A 16,510-nucleotide genomic window follows, 5' to 3' on the forward strand; every position below is an offset into this window, starting at 1 on the left:
CGCGAACCGCCTGAGGTTCGGCAGAAGTGCGATAAGGTCGTCGCTGAAACTATCCCTCATGACTGCTTTCATATTCGGACTATGTTGCGAGCGGAAGGAATACTGTGCCGCCTGATCCGTAAAGCAACCCGTGGCCGCACCTTTCGGGCCAGAAATTCCAAACCGCGAACAGCGCGCCCAACACGGATAAACCAGATGAACACCTCAACCCTGCTACCAACTGTACTGTTGCTGCTCTGCCTGGGGATTGTCGTCGCTCAGACAGATACAGGCCTGATCTCCCCGGCGCTTGCGCAGGACGGGGATGATGACGATGACGACGATGATGGAGGCGGCGGTGATGACGACGATGATGGTGGAGGCAGCGGCGGCAGTGATGACGACGACGATGCCGGCGGCGGGACTGTCACGGGCAACGACCCTGGCCAGCCCCCAGCAGCGACATCCAGGCCGCGGCGGAATGCCCCGGCCGCAACACCCGTGGAACTGCCGCGCTTTGCGCAAGGCGAGCTTGTTACGCTGTCGTTAAGCGATGCCGATCTGGCCCTTCTCCTGGCCCGCGGCTACACCGTGCTGGAAGAACGCAACGTGCCCGAGCTTGGTGCCGTTTCGCGCCGCCTTTCAGTGCCCGAGGGCACCACCCTTGAAGCGGCACGGTCCGAGGTTCGCGCTCTTGCTTCGGGGACCGACACGGACTTCAATCACTACTACCGCAGCGAAGAGGCTCTCGAACCGGCGGTCTGCGAGGGGCCGCATTGCGCGTCGTTCGATCTGATCGGCTGGAATGCCCCAACGGGGGGCCTGCCCTGCGTCGCCGATGTGGTCGTTGGTGTCATCGATACCGGCATCAATCCCGATCACCCGACCTTCGCGTCCTCGCGCCTCGAGGTTCACAAGCTGACCCCGGGTGACCTCGACCCGTCACGCGCCATCCACGGAACGGCCGTCACCGCGCTTCTGATCGGCGATTCGGCCAGCCGCTCGCCGGGGCTTTTGCCCGGTGCCCGCGTCGTGGCTGTCGACGCGTTCCACACCGATGGCGGGGACGAGCGTGCTGATGTCTATACCCTTGTCGCTGCGATGGACTTTCTGGCGGCAAAGGGCGTCCGGGTCGTCAACATGAGCCTTGCAGGCCCGCCGAACACGGTTCTGGAAAGCACCGTGGCAAAGCTGACGGAACGCGACATGCTGTTGGTCGCCGCAACCGGCAACGTCGGCCCCAAAGCCGAACCTGCCTATCCAGCCGCCTATCCCGATGTTGTCGCGGTGACTGCAGTCGACCGGAACGGTAGCGTCTACCGCAGGGCCGGGCGGGGGGCGCATGTCGATCTTGCCGCACCTGGGGTAGAGATCTGGACGGCAGCCTCGATCAAAGGCGCTAAGCCCAAGACCGGCACTTCATTCGCCGCGCCGTTCGTATCCGCCGCTGCTGCTGCCAAGCTTGCTTCCGATCCGCAACTTTCCGCGGAAGAGCTGATTGCCTGGCTGACCGCCTCCGCCACCGATCTTGGCGACCCTGGACATGACGAGGTCTATGGTCACGGGCTGGTTCAGGCAGGCCCGTCCTGCATTGCCGGCAGTCTTCCGAAGGAACCGTAAGCACACTGCAGTTGGCAAGGCCGGCTTAGGGCCAGGCCCCGTTGATCGGCTTTAGTCCGAGGAACGGGGACCTGGCCCCAGCCGTTTCTGACGCTCTGCGAAAGCACCTGTTCATTTGCAACAGTTTTGTATCGGAGCGCGGAATAAGCCGATTTCTGGACCGTATTCCCTCTCAGCACACTACGACACGCAGGGAGACAGAAATGGCTATCGCAAACACGGACGCACACCGAACCCTCGCATTCGGGCCCCCGCCCCGAGAGCTATTCGCGGCAGTCGCGGCGCTTTTCATGGCCTGGGCGGTCTGGACCCTGCCCGAGGCACTTTCGTCAGAGGGCCGCAAGGCCCTCATCATCACGACGCTGGCCGTCATCGGCTGGACGATGACACGGCTGCCGGACTCTCTGGTGGCAATCGCCGCCGCACTCGCGCTTGTCTTCGTGGGGTCGTTGACCGAAAAGCAGCTTTTCGCCGCAATGGGGTCGGAACTGGTCTGGCTGCTGATTGCCGCCTTCGTGATTGCCGCCGTCATCCGCAAGAGCGGCCTGATGGAACAGATCGTTGCCCGCGCTCTTTCTCCGTTCCATTCGTTCACCGGGGTCATCTTCGCGCTTACCGGCATGGTCGCATTGACCGCGTTCTTCATCCCGTCGACCTCGGGCCGTGCGGCGCTGCTTTTGCCGGTGTTCATTGCGCTCGCCGATCAGATGCCGGATCGCCGCCTGGTCCGCCCGCTGGCGCTGCTTTTTCCCACAGTCATCCTTCTGTCGGCGGGTGGCTCGCTTATTGGTGCAGGCGCACATCTGGTTGCGGTTGATGCAATCTCGCGCGCTGGTGGACCGGCAATCGGCTATGCCGACTGGTTCCTGCTGGCCTTCCCGGTCACGATGGCAAAGTGCCTTGCCGCTGCGGGGCTGATCCTGTGGCTCTTCGTCCCCGCCGATCTGCGGACGGCGCGCCTTGACCTTGCGCGTCCCGCCCAGACGCTTGACGCGCGCCAGTTCCGCATCGGTATCGTGCTTGTCGCGCTTGTGGCGCTTTGGGCGACCACAGCCGTACATGGCGTATCCGTTGCCATCGTCGCGTTGATCGGTGCGCTTGTCCTGTTGACCCGGCCATTTGCCGCGCAGAAAACCAAGGAGGTCTTCAAGGGCGTCGACAGTGAGTTGATCGTCTACCTCGCCGCGACGGTCCTGATTGCCGAAGCGCTGATCGACGGCGGTGCCGACAAATGGCTCGCCGCCAGCGCGTTGACCACGATCCCTGCGGGTCTTGCGAACAACACCGCCTTCGCCGTCGCGTTCATCACAGCCGTCTCGCTTCTTGCCCACCTCTTCATCACTTCGCGCAGCGCCCGCGCCGCCGTGCTGATCCCGGCGGTAGCCTTGCCAGTTGCGGCCTTCGGTCATGACCCGGCGCTGATCGTCATGGTGGCAACCCTTGGCACCGGCTTTTGCCAGACGATGATGGCCAGCGCCAAACCGGTTGCGATCTACGGCACCCTGGACCGCGAGACTTTCCAGCCCGCCGACCTTATCCGCCTGGCGTTGCCGTTGATGCCGGTTTTCGCGGGAATGCTGATCGCGGCGGCGCTGATGCTCTGGCCGCTCCAGCTTGACCGCACACCGAAGCCTGAAGCCCAGCTCACAGCAGAAGTGACGCTTCCCGGACCCACGGCCGCCGAGCTTGCGGCCGTCCGCATGGCGATTGCCACCTACTCCGATCGCGCCGTAATGCCGCCGATGCTGAGCGACCTGGCACCGACCACAAGCCCGCGTCCGGTCCAGCGTCCCGAGGCCTTGATGGCGGAAGTCCGGAGCGAAGTCGAAGCTGCCGAAGCACCGCGCAAGGCTGACAAACCCCGCAAGAAGCGCGGCCTGGAGGCCGAACTGCAAAAGGCGCGTAAAGAGGTGCGCTCCGCCGTCCGCCAGATCCGCAGCGATCTTGGTCTATGGTGACCGGCGCACGACCGATATCTGCAGAGCCGCCCCCGTGGCGGCTCTAATTATTTGAAATATAACATGGAATAAGTCTGCCACGCAGCCGTTTCCCTCCCATGACAACAGCATTGGGAGATACCGAAATGACCTTCACCATCCTCATCGCCCCCTCGGGCTTCAAGGAATCGCTCTCGGTCGATGACGTGACCGAGGCCATCGGCGAGGGCGTCGCCCGCGCCCTGCCAAATGCCCGCATCCTCAAGGCCCCGATGGTCGATGGCGGCGAGGGCTTTACCGAGGCGCTTGTCCGCGCGACGGGCGGCCTGATGGCCGAGGCGACCGTGACCGGCCCGGTCGGCCGCCCGGTGTCGTCATTCTTCGGCCTGATGGGCGGCCCCGGCCCGCGTACCGTCGTCCTTGAGATGGCCGCCGCCGCTGGCCTCAGCCTCGTTCCGCGCGACATGCGCGATCCTGGGCTCACCACCAGCTACGGCGTGGGCGAACTGATCCTCCGCGCCCTTGACGCAGGGGCCGAACGCATCCTCGTCGGCTGCGGCGACAGCGGCATCAACGACGGTGGCGCAGGCATGGCGCAGGCACTTGGCGCGCGGCTTCTCGACGCCGAAGGGCGTGAGATCGGGCCGGGCGGCTATGAACTTGCCCGTCTTGCCCGGATCGATCTTTCCGCCATGGATGCCCGCTTGCGCAGCGTGCAGATCGACGTTGCCGTCAACTGGCACAATGTCCTCCTCGGCCCCAAGGGCGTCGCCCGCGTCTTCGGCCCGCAAAAGGGTGCATCGCCCGAACAGGTCGAACGGCTTGAAGCCGGTCTGATCCGCTATGAGGCCGCCATCCGCGAAGCGACGGGCCTCAGCCTTGGCGCTGCGCAGGGTTCGGGCGCATCGGGCGGGCTTGGTACCGGCCTTGTCGCCTTCGCTGGTGCAACCCTTCACCCGCGCTTCGATATCGTGATGCAGTACCTGCGCTTTGACGAGATGCTGAAAGAGGCCGACCTTGTGATCACCGCCGAAGGCTCGCTCGACGGCCAGTCGCCCTACGGCAAGGTCCCCTGCGAGGTCGCCCGCCGCGCGCGTGAGCGGGGCATCCCCACCATCGCGCTGGCCGGGACCATCGGCAAGGGCGTCACCGAGACGCTGGACAACGGCATCGACGCCTTCGCCTCGATCATCAAGCGGCCCTGTTCGCTGGAAGAAGCGATCGCCAAAGGCGAGAAGTTGCTTCGCCGTGCCGCCGAGGACGCGATGCGCATGATGCTCGTCGGCACGCGGCTCGCCGCCAGGCAATATGCGATAGCGGCTGAATGAGGCCCGGTTTGGTGTAAGGGAGAGAGCCGCTTCGGCGGCTCTTTTCCATTTGTTTCAAAATGGTTGTCGCCTGTTAAGCGCCTGTTCTCGACCCCGGACAGGACATCAGCCTCAACCAGTGCATCGCTTCGCTTACGGCGATCCGCAGCAGCAGGTGTTGTCTGGGGGACTGGTCTCGAACTCTCTGACTGCATTCCGGCCTGCCCGAGTTCGACACGCCCTACCGATGGAGGTCAGCGTGCAAGGCATGGCGGAGGGTCGCCGCGCGATGCGGCGATCCCTGGTCTTGTTATTCCTCGCCGAGCCAGCCGCCGTCATCGGCCCAGCGGAAAATCTCGGCTGCGTCGCTTTCGGCCGTCAGATCGCGCGCAGGCAGCCCGAGAAGCGAAAGCAACAGGTCGCCGAAATCACCCGCAGCCGCGGGGGATGTCGGAACAGAGGTATGGCGCAAGTGCCGCATCATGAACATCCTTCCGTTTGCCGCAGTCATCAGCGACTGCATCAGAAAGAACGCGCCGGCATCGGGTTTATTCCGCGGACCCACCGCACTGCCGCATGTCAGCTTTCTCCCACCCAAGCTTATTCAGTCGCCGTCGACAGATACTTCTGGCAGCCCAATGGGAACCTTCAGCGATGTCGCTTCGGCTTCGCACGCCGGGGCGCTACCGCCTCCCGGCTCTTCGATCGGGTCATTGCCTCGCTACGCGGCACTTGCGAGGTCGGAGCGCAGGATATCCACCAGCCACGACCGGCTTCATCGAGGCTTCTGCGGCACAAATCTCGAAAATGATGTTTGCACACTCGGTGCAGACACCTGGCCCTTGCCGGGAGTCGTTCCCAAGGGCGCACCCGGGCCTCTATGCTAGGCGGGAAGATCCGTTACATCGCTGTGTCGAAGCGCCAGTGTGCCCAAGTCGATCGACGTGACGGGAAACGACGCATTTTCGAGGCTCACTTGCGAAGTGCGCGCCGTTCGCGACCGAAGCGCCTAGACTGGATGACCAGCGACACAGGGGAAAGTCGTGGTGAGCCGGACAGGATTCGAACCTGTGACCCGCTGATTAAAAGTCAGCTGCTCTACCAACTGAGCTACCGGCCCACGACAAGGCGGCTGATTAGGCAAGGGCGTAGCGGGGGTCAAGGGCAAAATACGCGCGGGTCACTGGATAATCATCGGCGGCGGGCGTATATGCCGGGCATGATGGATACCTTTGCGGAAACCGGCCTTCCGTTCATGAAAATGCACGGCGCGGGCAACGACTTTGTCGTGATCGACTCGCGAGGGCGCGGGGCGGTGATGACGGCTGGTCTGGCGCGCGCGCTGGGAGACCGGAACCGCGGCGTGGGCTTCGATCAGCTGGCCGAGATCATCGATTCTGACGGTGCCGACTTCGGGCTGGTGTTCTGGAACAGCGATGGGTCGCAGGCGGGCGCCTGCGGCAATGCCACGCGCTGCGTGTCGGACTATGTGATGCGGGGCACCGGCGTCGACCGGGTGTCGATGGTCACCGCGCGCGGCGGGCTTCAGGCCGAGCGGCTGGCCGATGGCCGGGTCGCCGTCAACATGGGCCAGCCTCAGCTCGATTGGCAAAGCATCCCGCTGGCGCGGGAGATGGACCATCTGCACTTGCCGATGCCCGGTGATCCGGCGGCCGTCGGCATGGGCAACCCGCATTGCGTCCACTTCGTTCCGGATGCCGAGGCGGTGGACCTTGCAACCCTCGGGCCCCGGATTGAGCATGATCTTTTGTTCCCGCAGCGGACGAATGTCGAGTTCGCCTCGCTGATCGGCCCCGACCATCTGCGGATGCGGGTGTGGGAGCGGGGGACGGGGATCACCCTTGCCTGCGGCTCGGGCGCCTGCGCGACCGCTGTCGCTGCCCATCTGCGGGGGCTGACCGGACGGCGTGTCCGGCTGGATGTCGATGGCGGGGTGCTGGAGGTCGACTGGCGCGACGATGGCGTCTGGCTGACTGGCCCGGTCGCCCGCGTCTTTGACGCGGTGCTTTCGGCGGACTACATCGCGGCCCACCGATGAATGCGCCCTCCCGCCTGAAGCCCCCGGTCTTCGCGACCCTGGGCTGCCGTTTGAACGCCTACGAGACCGAGGCGATGAAAGAGCTTGCCGCGGCGGCGGGGCTTTCCGATGCGGTGGTCGTGAACACCTGCGCGGTGACGGCCGAGGCGGTGCGGAAGGCCAAGCAGGAAATCCGCCGCCTGTCGCGCGAGAATCCCGGCGCGCCGATCATCGTGACGGGCTGCGCGGCGCAGACCGAACCGGAGACCTTTGCGGCGATGGCCGAGGTGACGCGCGTCGTCGGGAACCACGAGAAGATGCAGGCCGAGACCTGGAAAGGCCTTGCCGCGCCCGACCTGATCGGAGTGACCGAGAAGGTGCAGGTCGACGACATCATGTCGGTCCGCGAAACCGCCGGGCATCTGATCGACGGGTTCGGGCGGCACCGGGCCTATGTGCAGGTCCAGAACGGCTGCGACCATCGCTGCACCTTCTGCATCATTCCATTTGGTCGGGGCAACTCGCGGTCGGTCCCCGCCGGGGTGGTGGTCGAGCAGATCAACCGGCTGGTGGATCGGGGGTTCAACGAGGTGGTGCTGACGGGCGTGGACCTTACCTCGTGGGGCGCGGACCTGCCGGGAGAGCCTCGGCTGGGTGATCTGGTGCGGCGGATCCTGAAGCTGACGTCGATCCCGCGCCTGCGGATTTCGTCGATCGATTCCATCGAAGCCGACCCGGCGCTGATCGAGGCGATCGCGACCGAGGCACGGCTGATGCCGCACCTTCATCTGTCGCTGCAGGCGGGGGATGACCTGATCCTGAAGCGGATGAAGCGGCGGCATCTTCGGGACGATGCGATCCGGTTTTGCGAGGAGGTCCGGGCCTTGCGTCCCGAGATGGTCTTCGGGGCGGACATCATCGCGGGCTTCCCGACCGAGACGGAAGAGATGTTCCAGCGGAGCCTTGATCTGGTGGCGGACTGTGGGCTGACGTTCCTGCATGTCTTCCCGTTCTCGCCCCGCAAGGGGACCCCGGCGGCGCGGATGCCGCAGGTTCGGGGGCCGGAGATCAAGGAGCGGGCGGCGCGACTTCGCGCCCTTGGGGATGAGGTGTTGGGGCGGCATCTTCGGGCTCAGGTCGGACGGGTCCATCGGGTGCTGACCGAGGGGGCGCGGGTCGGGCGGACCGAGCAGTTCACTGAGGTGGCGTTCGGGGCCGACCAGCCGGAAGGGACGATCCTGAAGGTCAGGGTCCGGGGCCAGGACGGGGCGCGGCTGCTGGCTTGAGAGCGGCGTAACGCTGAGTTACGCCTAACCCGCCTATTGGATTTCAATGGGTTACGCCGAGGCCATTAACGTTTTGGCAAGACTCGCCAGCGTAATGGTCGGCATCGGCGCTTGCTAAATTGAGCGCGTTCCGCGCGAAGTCCTTTTGTCTCGCCTCTGCGCGTGAAGAACGCGCAACCGGCTCGGGCATTGGGGGCGCTTCGCCCCCCAAACCCCCAGAGAGTATTTGGCAAAAGAGCAACTATCAGGGAGCAGTCAGGCCAGCGCGACGAGGTGGTTGTCCCATTGCGTCTTGTCGGTTGCGAGTGGCGTCAGGCCCGTATCGTCGGCTGCCCAGATCGCGCCGTTTCCATCGGTGACGACGAAGCCTTCCGAAGCGGTAGCAGCGCCGCAGAGGTCGGCCCGGCGATGAGTGGCGATGGCGGAGCCGAAGCCATCGAAGAGCATTGCCGTACCGCCCTTGGGGGAGGTGATCAGGATGCGGTCCTTGGTGGCCGCGATGGAGCCCGCGTAGCCCCGCATCGCGAAGGCATCTTCTGGCTCCGGCTCGCAAAGGACAGGGGCGCTGCCGGGTGTCCACAGGCCAAGTTGCGGGACGGGCTCGGCCGGGTCGCCCTCCCATTGCATGGCGAAGGCGATGGCGTCGCCTGCAAGGGCAAGGTGGCGGATCGAGTTCTGCGCCAGGTCGGCAAGTTCGATCTGGTCGAGAAGCGCGCCGTCTTGCGCCAGAAGCGTGAGGTTCGGGCGCATGTCAGGGATGTTGAGCTTTGTGCGGTCCACCGGATCGGTCTTGATCCCGCCATTCGCCACCGCAAGGCGGCCGTCGGCAAGCCGCTTGATCTCATGCGGGCCGATGCCGTGGCTGGGCCAGTCGGTCACGCGGGTGTAGCGGGCGGTGTCCCAGAGGCCGATGCGGCCCTCGGAGGTTTCGGCCACGACTTCGGAGGTCATGAGGAGGGTGCCGTCGATGGAAAACGCGCCGTGACCGTTGAACTGCATCCCATCCGGCGGGGTCAGGCGGTGGGCGACCTCGCCCGTGGCGCAGTTGATCACCAGCGCGAAAGTGCCGGGGCGGCGGGCGAAGGCCACTGCTTCGGGGCGCGAGGGATGCGCGGCGGCGGCGTGGCCGCGACCGGGGAGGGCGATCTGGAAGAGGCTTGCGCCGGTCGCCGAGAGGCCGTGCAGGAAGAAGGCCTCGCCCCGCTTTCCGGCGGCCAGGAAGGCGGGATTGCCGGCATCGGCCCAGCTCAGACTTGGGGCAAGGGCGGCGGCAAGTGTGCCGAGGAAGGCGCGGCGCTGCATCAGTCGCCATCCTGCGAGTTGAAGCCGAGATTGACTCCAAGTGCCGGGGCCAGCTCGGCGATCACGGCTTCACGGGTGGCGCGGACGGCCTGCTGCAGGATTTCGATCCTGAGGCGGCCTTGCGGGTCAGCGGCCCCCGCCAGGATCGGGTCGTTCAAGGTTTCGGCCAGCGCAAGCGCTTGGTCGAAGGCGGCCTGGGTGTTCGGGATGTCAGGGCTCAGCGCCAGTGCCAGGCCCTTCAGCGCACGGAGCGATACAGCGACGTTCTGCAGCGAGCGTTCGGATGCGCGGGCTTCGGCAAGCTCGGGCCGGGGTTTCTCGAAGGTGCCAAGCGGTCGGCCGAGGCGGCGGTCGGCGATGAATTCAAGGCCGGTGGCAAGCTGGGTCAGGAGCACCTGCCGCGCCTCGGCTTCGGAGAGGAAGGTCGTGTTGCCGGGCTGGCCCGCGGTCAGGAGGAGGTCACCGTAAGGACCCCAGGCCTGGTCGAGTTCGCCGGCCATCCGGGCAAGATCGTCGGCGGTGGCGTGGATGAGGGGGCAGGGGTCGGCGGGCAATGCCTCGGCGGGGTAGAGGAGCCGTTCGAGACCCGCGAAACCCCGGGCGGCGACGGATTGCTCGGCCATGGCTTCGGGGGCAAGCGCAGCGGGGTCGCCGGTCAGAAGCGCGCGCTGGGCCTTTGTGCCCAGGCCCTTGGGATCGGGCCAGAAATGGATGGCAAGCGACCGGCCCTCTTCCTCGGCGGGGCCGAAATGAAGGTGGCCGACCGCGAGCCAGGCATCATAGGCCGCCTGGAACGCGGGGCGCAGGGCTTCGGGGTCGCAACTGTCGATCCCGGCAAGCGCATCGGCTGCGGTTGCGAAGGCTGCGTAGCCGGGGCGGATTTGCTGGTTGACGGCCTCGGCCGTGTCGGCGGCGGCGGGGGTAGCGAGCATCAGGGTGGCAAGGAGTGCGCGCATCATAGGGATCCCAGGAACGAGAGGAGCGCTTCGCGGTCCTCGGTGGAGAGGTTCACCACGGCATCGCGCTGGCCCTGAGCCTCGCCCCCGTGCCAGAGGATGGCTTCCAGAAGGTTCCGGGCGCGGCCGTCGTGCAGGAACTGGGAATGGCCGGAAACCGTTTCGGTCAGACCGATACCCCAAAGCGGTGGGGTTTTCCATTCACTGCCGGTCGCGCGGCCTTCGGGGCGGTTGTCGGCAAGGCCCGGACCCATGTCGTGGAGGAGGAGGTCGGTGTAGGGCCAGATCAGCTGGAAGCTTTGTTCGGGCTGGCCGTTCAGCCGATGGGTGACATGTTTGGGCGTGTGGCAGGACTGGCAGCCGACGGTGTAGAATACTTCTTTGCCTTTCAGGACCTTGGGGTCGTCCACATCGCGGCGTTCGGGGACGCCGAGGTTGCGGGAGTAGAAGGTGACGAGGTCAAGGCTTTCCTTGTCGACCTCCAGCCCGTCGCGGATGCCGGGTTCCTGCCCGTGGGGGGCGTCGATGCAGGTGGGCTGGTTTGCAGTGCATTCGCCCTGGGGGTTGGGGAAGAGGGTGGTGGAGAGGCCCATGTCACCGGCGAAGGCGCCGGCGGTTTGTTCTTTGACCGTGGGGGCGCCGGCTTTGAGGCCGAAGCGGCCGAGCATGGGGGTGCCGAATTCGGCGGATGGGACGATCTGGGGACGGCCGGAGATGCCGTCGTTGTTCGTGTCGTCAGGGTCGGCGAGGGCGAGGATGTCGGCGGCGGGGATGGCTTCGAGGAGGCCGAGGCCGATCATCTGGGGCGCGACGCGGGGGGAGAGGAGGAGGTTTGCGTCGGGGGGGCCGTAGGCGGGGTCGGTGAAGGTGTAGGCGGGTTTTCGCAGGGAGACGGTGGTGCCGTCGGCGAGGGTGACGGGGGCTTCCGTCCAGGTGATGTCCATCCGGCCTTCGGCTTCGTGGCCGGGGGCGGCGAGGTCCTGGAGCTGGCTGCCGTAGGTCGGGTCTGGGCTGGAGGCGATCCAGTCGGCGATGCCTTCGGGGGTTTCGCCGCCGGGGATGGAGAGGCGCAGGAACATCGAGACGCGGGAATCGTCAGCGTTTTCAGGGGGGTGGCCGCGACCGTCCTTGAGGTGGCAGTCCTGGCAGGCGCGGGCGTTGTAGAGGGGGCCGAGGCCGTCTGACGCCTTGGTCGAGGCGGGGGCGGCGACCCAGAGCTTGCGGAAGAGGGCGTTGCCGAGCTTGAAGTTCATCTCGCTCTCGAAGGGCATGTTGGCGGAGAACTGGCTGAAGGCTTCGGCGCTGGCGGTGTTCCGGACCGTGGCGGCGCCGGCCTGGTTGGCCTCGAATGGCTCGGGCCTGGTGAAATCGGCGGGCGGGGCGAGGACGGTGGCGATCCTGGCTTCGTCTTCGGGGGTGCGCGGGATCACGGGGAGGTGGCGGTCGTCCAGCGTCTGGGCCATGGCCGGGGCGGTCAGGCAGAGGAGTGCGAGGGCGAGGCGCATGGGGGGCTCCTTTGGGGGGAGTCATACTCCCGAGTTCCCGAGTGTTTCAATCGGAAAAGCGGGCTGCGGCGCTGTGTCTCTGTTTTGCGAAGGAAGGCCGGTGCAGGCCGCAACCTGGGTAGTGGGTGGCGTTCGGTTTGTCAGGTCAAGGGGTGAGGGGGAAGTTGGTGGTCCTCTTTCCATCTTTGTTGCGTCTTTTTTCCGTCTCTGCGTGCGTGGAGGCGTAAAGTCATTAACCCTGTGTCGCGAATCGGCTGCTGGGGGAGCCCCCCACCCCCGGCCCCTCCCCACGAGGGGGAGGGGAGGTGCTTGAGGCTCGCGTTCGGCCTTTCGTCCGGCGGCGCGCTTGTGGGGGCGGTTTGCATATTGAGCGGCATTCGCCGCGAAGACCTTTTGTCTCGCCTCTGGCCTGCGGCCAACCGGCTCGGGTTGGCCTCCGGCGGGGATATTTGGGGAAGGGAAAGGTCAAGGGTCTTGGAGAGATCGGTTGGCCGGAGCGTGGTAGGCGAAGCAGGGCATTTGATAAGGGTGTTTCGGGATGAAGCCGGTTCTGATCCTTGCCGCGATTGCTGGGTGGGACCGACGATTGGCAGCGGGACGCCAGCCATTGGGTCTATCCGGCTTTTGGCTTGGGTGAGGCGGGCATCTACTCCGGCGCCATGGCGAAGCTGCGGGCGCAAACTTACGACACGCCGGTGCCGCTGCCGACCGAGGGTTGGCCGATGCTGGTGACCTTTGACAACATCGCCAGTCCCGAGACGGTGCGGGAGGTGGACCCGGAGGACCTCGGGGCGGTATTTGGCGAGGGGGTGCGGTTGAAGGCGGTGACACTGGAGATCACGCGGGAGGCTGTGACCGAGGGGCGGGTGGAGGGGTTGTTGGGGTGGTTGGGGCCTTATCCGGAGCCCCACCTTATTCCAGGCGATGGACGCTCCACGGACATTCCATTTGGAATGGCGGTCAGCCATGGAGATTTTGCAAGGCTCCCAGCAGAGCAATAAGTCTTCTACTTGCGCCCACCTAACCGGAGGGTCGGGCAAAGGAGCGTCAAACAACCACCCTGCGGAGAGCCTACGATAGCGTCCAAAGCGGGCTTCTCGGGGGCAAGATGGGTCCCCGCTTCCGCGGGGATGACAAGGGGTATAGGAGCCGGGCTGAAGCCCGGCCTACTGTGTGGGGATGGTGGGCACATTGACAACCCTATGCCGGGACCACAGGGGGAGCGTGGCTACTCCGCCTTGCTCGCCGGTTTCGCGTTCAGGAGACCGTACTTCTCTGGCCCCAGTTTCTCGAAGAGGCCGATCTGGGTTTCGAGGAAGTCGATGTGGCCTTCCTCGTCCGCGATCAGGTCGTCGAAGAGCGCGCGGGTGACGTAGTCGCCGACGGTGTCGCAGTGGCGGCGGGCTTCGATGTAGAGGGTGCGGGCCTCGTGTTCGGCGGCGAGGTCGGCTTCCAGGGTCTCGCGGATCGACTGGCCGATGCGGAGGGGGTCGAGCTTCTGCAGGTTCGGGTGGCCTTCGAGGAAGATGATCCGGGCGATCAGGCGGTCGGCGTGGTGCATTTCCTCGATCGACTCGGCGCGGGATTTGTCGGCGAGGTGGCCGAAGCCCCAGTCCTCCTGCAGCCGGTAGTGGAGCCAGTACTGGCTGACGGCGGTCAGTTCCGACCGGAGCGCTGCGTTGAGATAGTCGATGACCTTGGCGTCGCCCTTCATGGCCGTTTCCTTCCTGCTGCGAGGGACCTGGCTTGGCTTCGGCTGGGGGTGCCGTGGCTGGTGCGGGAGGAAGGTTAGGCGCGGGAGGGCGGTCTGTCCAGCCGGGCTATTCGGCGATGGCGCGGAGGCGACGGAAGATCGGCGGGTCGCCCGCACGGGGGACGCCGAAGTTTTCGTTTGACCGCATCGTGTTGAGGAAAAGCGGCATGCACCCGCCACAGTCGGCGCGTTTGCCGAGCGCGTGGTAGACCTTGCCGGGGGTGATGACGGTGTCGGGGTCGGACGCGCGCATCCAGTCGACCGCTGCGCGGATGTCGTGGTCGGTGATGGACTGGCAGTGGCAGATGATCATGGGCCTACTGGAAGACGGCGTTCGGGTTGTCGAGGCTGTCGGACCCTTCGAAGGTAACCTTGGAAAGTCCCAAAGCTGTGACAGCCCGGTCGATCGAGGCGGTCTGGGTCACCAGAGCGTCGATGGCGGCGGTCAGGAGCGCCTCGCCTTCGGCATTGCCGGGGGCGATCATCTGGTCATAGGCGAGGCCGCCTTCGGCCGCCGTCTTGACCGCGGCAAGGGCCGAGATCGAGGCCTCAAGTTCGGCCTTGAGCTGCGTATCCACGGCGGGGTCGGCGGCGGCCACGAGATCGGACAGCGAGGCGCCGGAGACGACCGAGCCGTCGATGCGGGTATAGCTGCCGAGGTAGACGTTCCGGATGCCGATCCCGTCGTAGTAGTGGCTGTTGTGGGTGTTGTCCGAGAAGCAGTCATGCTCTTCCTCGGGGTCGTTCAGCATCAGGCCAAGCTTCATCCGCTCACCGGCCAGTTCGCCGTAGGATAGGCTGCCCATGCCGGTCAGCATGGCGAGGAGACCCGCTTGCGGATCGGCGGTGACGGCAGCGCGGGCGGGGCCGTCTTCGGCCCAGTTCGCCGTCATCTCGGTCAGATCGGCGACCAGAAGCTCGGTTGCGGCGAGAAGATAGTTGGCGCGGCGGTCGCAGTTGCCGCCTGTGCAGGCCTCGCCGGTCGCGAAATCGGTGAAGGGCCGCGCGCCTGCGCCCGGGCCGGTGCCGTTGAGGTCCTGCCCCCAGAGCAGGAACTCGATCGCGTGGTAGCCGGACGCTACATTGGCCTCGATCCCGTCGGCCTCGTGGAGCGTGCTGGCGATCAGTTGGGGAGTGATGGTGGTGGCGTCGATCTCGGCGCCCGAAAGGGTGAACTTCGGCGTCGCGATGACGTTCAGGGCGGCGAGCGCGTTTTCTTCGTTCAGGCCGATGTCGGCGGAAGTGTAGTCGATCAGGCCCTCGTCGAGCGGCCAGGCGTTCACCCGGCCCTCCCAGTCGTCGACGATGGGGTTGCCGAAACGGTAGGCCTCGGTCTGCTGGTAGGGGACGCGGGCGGCGAGCCAGGCGTTGCGGGCGGCGGCCAGAGTGTCGTCGGAAGGTGCCAGGACAAGCTGGGTGACGGCCGCTTGCAGGGTCTTGGCCGTCGCCAGGCTGTCTTCGTATTTCGCGAGCGCGATGTCTGCGTAGGTCCTGGTGACCTCTTCGGGGGTCGCAGCGAAGGCAGGGGTCGCAAGCAGGGCGAAGAGCGGGAGAAAGCGCATGGCGGACCTCTTCGGTTGGGGTTGCCGAATGTCTGACTAAAACGCTTGGATTTGTAAAGCCTGATTCTTTTGCTTGGGATTTATATGGGGCCGGCCACGATCTTTCTGCGAAAGATCGGGCCTGGGCTTCAGCCGGGGAGCTCGGCCGTCACGGCGCGGGCGGCGGTGGCGGGGTCGGGGGCTTGCCAGATCGGGCGGCCGACGACGATGTGGTCAGCACCGTCCGATATCGCCTGGTGGGGTGTGGCGATGCGCTTCTGGTCTCCGGTCGCTGCCCCTGCCGGGCGGACGCCGGGGGTGACGATGAGCTTGCCTTTCGCTTCGGGAAGCGAGCGGATCATCGCGGCTTCCTGGGGGCTGGCGATCACGCCATCGGCCCCGGCGGCAAAGGCGCGGGCGGCGCGTTCCAGGGTGATGTCGCGGATGTCGCCGGGCTTGATCAGGTTCGCGTCGAGATCGGCGCGGTCGAGGGAGGTGAGGATGGTGACGGCGAGGATCTTGAGGTTTGTGGCTCCTTTCCCGGTCACGGCTGCACTGACGACCTGGGGGTCGCCGTGGACGGTGAGGAAGTCGAGGTCGTACTGCGCCAGCCCCCTCACGGCTGTTTCGACAGTGGCGCCGATGTCGAAAAGCTTCATGTCCAGGAAGACCCGCTTGCCCTGTTCGTGCTTCAGCTCGTTGGCGAGCGCCAGGCCCCCGCCGGTCAGCATGCCGAGGCCGATCTTGTAGAAGCTGGCGGCGTTGCCGATCCGGGCCACGAGGTCGAGGCCCTTAACCACGTTCGGCACATCCAGCGCCACGATCAGGCGGTCATCCATTGTACCCTCCGCATCAGCCCATGGCGTCTTAGGCCGGGGGCGGAGCGATGTCTACCGGCGCGCGGGAGATGTTGATGTCGCCCCAGAGCGCGAGCGGCACCGGGGCGGGAAGGGGCGGGCCGGAGACCCACCAGCCGTCGGGGCCGAAGCCAAGTCGATCGGGCCTCAGGCGAAGGGGTGCGGGGGAGCGGGCCGCGAGGGTCAGGGTGCGGCCCTCGCGGACGGCCGTGGCAATGGCCTTGATGCGAGGGTCGGGGTCTGGCCGAGGTCGAGCACAACGCGCGGGGCAACCGGATGCGGGCGGGCTGAGGAGCGGGGTTCCGGCGGCGGCCGGGGTGCCTACATGACGAGCGAGCCAATGACTGCGGCGGCAGCGCCCCCCACCCCCGGCCCCTCCCCACGAAGGGGGAGGGGAGGTGCTGCGGCCTGCGTTGCACGTTTCGGTCA

General features: G+C 66.1%; 15 protein-coding genes and 1 tRNA gene. 6 read left to right on the forward strand and 10 right to left on the reverse strand.

Features of this window, described 5'->3' with window-relative positions; genetic code table 11:
• Positions 1–195 precede the first annotated feature (195 nt).
• The 3 genes from ACRCSW_RS24055 to ACRCSW_RS24065 all read left to right on the forward strand — a co-directional run bounded on the left by ACRCSW_RS24055 (position 196) and on the right by ACRCSW_RS24065 (position 4,864).
• Positions 196–1,599 (forward strand): S8 family serine peptidase, encoded by a 1,404-nt coding sequence (locus ACRCSW_RS24055; protein ID WP_438708185.1) that lies wholly within the window; start codon positions 196–198, stop codon positions 1,597–1,599.
• A 203-nt stretch (positions 1,600–1,802) separates the two neighbouring features.
• Positions 1,803–3,557 carry an SLC13 family permease gene (locus ACRCSW_RS24060; protein WP_438708186.1) on the forward strand — a complete coding sequence of 585 codons (1,755 nt, stop codon included), beginning with the start codon at positions 1,803–1,805 and terminating at the stop codon, positions 3,555–3,557.
• A gap of 125 nt (positions 3,558–3,682) precedes the next feature.
• Entirely contained in the window at positions 3,683–4,864 is a 1,182-nt protein-coding gene (locus tag ACRCSW_RS24065; RefSeq protein ID WP_438708187.1) for a glycerate kinase family protein, read from the forward strand.
• A 289-nt stretch (positions 4,865–5,153) separates the two neighbouring features.
• Here the strand turns inward: ACRCSW_RS24065 and ACRCSW_RS24070 are convergent, their stop codons facing one another.
• Both ACRCSW_RS24070 and ACRCSW_RS24075 read right to left on the reverse strand, forming a co-directional pair.
• Entirely contained in the window at positions 5,154–5,327 is a 174-nt protein-coding gene (locus ACRCSW_RS24070; RefSeq protein WP_438708188.1) for a hypothetical protein, read from the reverse strand.
• Positions 5,328–5,887: 560 nt separating this feature from the next.
• Positions 5,888–5,963, reverse strand: a tRNA-Lys gene (locus ACRCSW_RS24075).
• Between the two features lie 90 nt (positions 5,964–6,053).
• Here ACRCSW_RS24075 and dapF point away from each other — a divergent pair.
• Entirely contained in the window at positions 6,054–6,902 is an 849-nt protein-coding gene (gene dapF, locus ACRCSW_RS24080) for a diaminopimelate epimerase (RefSeq protein WP_438708189.1), read from the forward strand.
• A 14-nt stretch (positions 6,903–6,916) separates the two neighbouring features.
• Positions 6,917–8,167: a tRNA (N(6)-L-threonylcarbamoyladenosine(37)-C(2))-methylthiotransferase MtaB gene (gene mtaB / locus ACRCSW_RS24085; protein ID WP_438708198.1), complete on the forward strand. Its 1,251-nt coding sequence runs from the start codon at positions 6,917–6,919 to the stop codon at positions 8,165–8,167.
• A gap of 255 nt (positions 8,168–8,422) precedes the next feature.
• Here mtaB and ACRCSW_RS24090 read toward each other — a convergent pair whose 3' ends face one another.
• The 3 genes from ACRCSW_RS24090 to ACRCSW_RS24100 are packed head-to-tail and all read right to left on the reverse strand — an operon-like array spanning position 8,423 to position 11,930.
• Positions 8,423–9,472, reverse strand: coding sequence for a DUF1513 domain-containing protein (locus tag ACRCSW_RS24090; RefSeq protein WP_438708199.1), 1,050 nt, complete (start codon positions 9,470–9,472; stop codon positions 8,423–8,425).
• Positions 9,469–10,425, reverse strand: coding sequence for an imelysin family protein (locus ACRCSW_RS24095; RefSeq protein ID WP_438708190.1), 957 nt, complete (start codon positions 10,423–10,425; stop codon positions 9,469–9,471). The genes ACRCSW_RS24090 and ACRCSW_RS24095 overlap by 4 nt, the downstream gene beginning before the upstream one ends.
• On the reverse strand, positions 10,425–11,930 hold the full coding sequence (locus ACRCSW_RS24100) for a di-heme oxidoreductase family protein (RefSeq protein WP_438708191.1): 1,506 nt from the start codon (positions 11,928–11,930) through the stop codon (positions 10,425–10,427). Before ACRCSW_RS24100 ends, ACRCSW_RS24095 begins: the two co-directional genes overlap by 1 nt.
• 557 nt (positions 11,931–12,487) lie before the next feature.
• Between ACRCSW_RS24100 and ACRCSW_RS24105 the strand changes: the two genes are divergently transcribed.
• Entirely contained in the window at positions 12,488–12,931 is a 444-nt protein-coding gene (locus ACRCSW_RS24105) for a hypothetical protein (protein ID WP_438708192.1), read from the forward strand.
• A gap of 227 nt (positions 12,932–13,158) precedes the next feature.
• On the opposite strand, the gene bfr is transcribed toward ACRCSW_RS24105, so the two are convergent.
• The 5 genes from bfr to ACRCSW_RS24130 form a co-directional block, all read right to left on the reverse strand.
• Complete coding sequence (gene bfr, locus ACRCSW_RS24110; RefSeq protein WP_438708193.1) at positions 13,159–13,644, reverse strand: bacterioferritin; 486 nt, start codon at positions 13,642–13,644, stop codon at positions 13,159–13,161.
• Positions 13,645–13,750: 106 nt separating this feature from the next.
• The gene (locus tag ACRCSW_RS24115; protein ID WP_438708194.1) at positions 13,751–13,996 is read right to left on the reverse strand and encodes a (2Fe-2S)-binding protein; all 246 of its coding nucleotides are present in this window, start codon (positions 13,994–13,996) and stop codon (positions 13,751–13,753) included.
• 4 nt (positions 13,997–14,000) lie between these two features.
• Positions 14,001–15,245, reverse strand: a complete 1,245-nt coding sequence (locus ACRCSW_RS24120; protein WP_438708195.1) for an imelysin family protein — start codon at positions 15,243–15,245, stop codon at positions 14,001–14,003.
• Positions 15,246–15,373: 128 nt separating this feature from the next.
• Positions 15,374–16,063, reverse strand: a complete 690-nt coding sequence (pyrF, locus tag ACRCSW_RS24125) for an orotidine-5'-phosphate decarboxylase (protein WP_438708196.1) — start codon at positions 16,061–16,063, stop codon at positions 15,374–15,376.
• Between the two features lie 28 nt (positions 16,064–16,091).
• A partial coding sequence (locus ACRCSW_RS24130; protein ID WP_438708197.1) for a hypothetical protein occupies positions 16,092–16,510 on the reverse strand: 419 nt, incomplete at its 5' end.

Origin of the sequence: Tabrizicola sp., assembly GCF_051645465.1 — a bacterium.
GTDB lineage: Bacteria > Pseudomonadota > Alphaproteobacteria > Rhodobacterales > Rhodobacteraceae > Tabrizicola.

Bases quoted from the DNA above. Each gene is read 5' to 3' on its own strand.
- ACRCSW_RS24055 (WP_438708185.1), top strand. From the start codon at position 196: ATGAACACCTCAACCCTGCTACCAACTGTACTGTTGCTGCTCTGCCTG.
- ACRCSW_RS24060 (WP_438708186.1), top strand. From the start codon at position 1,803: ATGGCTATCGCAAACACGGACGCACACCGAACCCTCGCATTCGGGCCC.
- ACRCSW_RS24065 (WP_438708187.1), top strand. From the start codon at position 3,683: ATGACCTTCACCATCCTCATCGCCCCCTCGGGCTTCAAGGAATCGCTC.
- ACRCSW_RS24070 (WP_438708188.1), bottom strand. From the start codon at position 5,327: ATGATGCGGCACTTGCGCCATACCTCTGTTCCGACATCCCCCGCGGCT.
- dapF (WP_438708189.1), top strand. From the start codon at position 6,054: ATGCCGGGCATGATGGATACCTTTGCGGAAACCGGCCTTCCGTTCATG.
- ACRCSW_RS24095 (WP_438708190.1), bottom strand. From the start codon at position 10,425: ATGCGCGCACTCCTTGCCACCCTGATGCTCGCTACCCCCGCCGCCGCC.
- ACRCSW_RS24100 (WP_438708191.1), bottom strand. From the start codon at position 11,930: ATGCGCCTCGCCCTCGCACTCCTCTGCCTGACCGCCCCGGCCATGGCC.
- bfr (WP_438708193.1), bottom strand. From the start codon at position 13,644: ATGAAGGGCGACGCCAAGGTCATCGACTATCTCAACGCAGCGCTCCGG.
- ACRCSW_RS24115 (WP_438708194.1), bottom strand. From the start codon at position 13,996: ATGATCATCTGCCACTGCCAGTCCATCACCGACCACGACATCCGCGCA.
- ACRCSW_RS24120 (WP_438708195.1), bottom strand. From the start codon at position 15,245: ATGCGCTTTCTCCCGCTCTTCGCCCTGCTTGCGACCCCTGCCTTCGCT.
- pyrF (WP_438708196.1), bottom strand. From the start codon at position 16,063: ATGGATGACCGCCTGATCGTGGCGCTGGATGTGCCGAACGTGGTTAAG.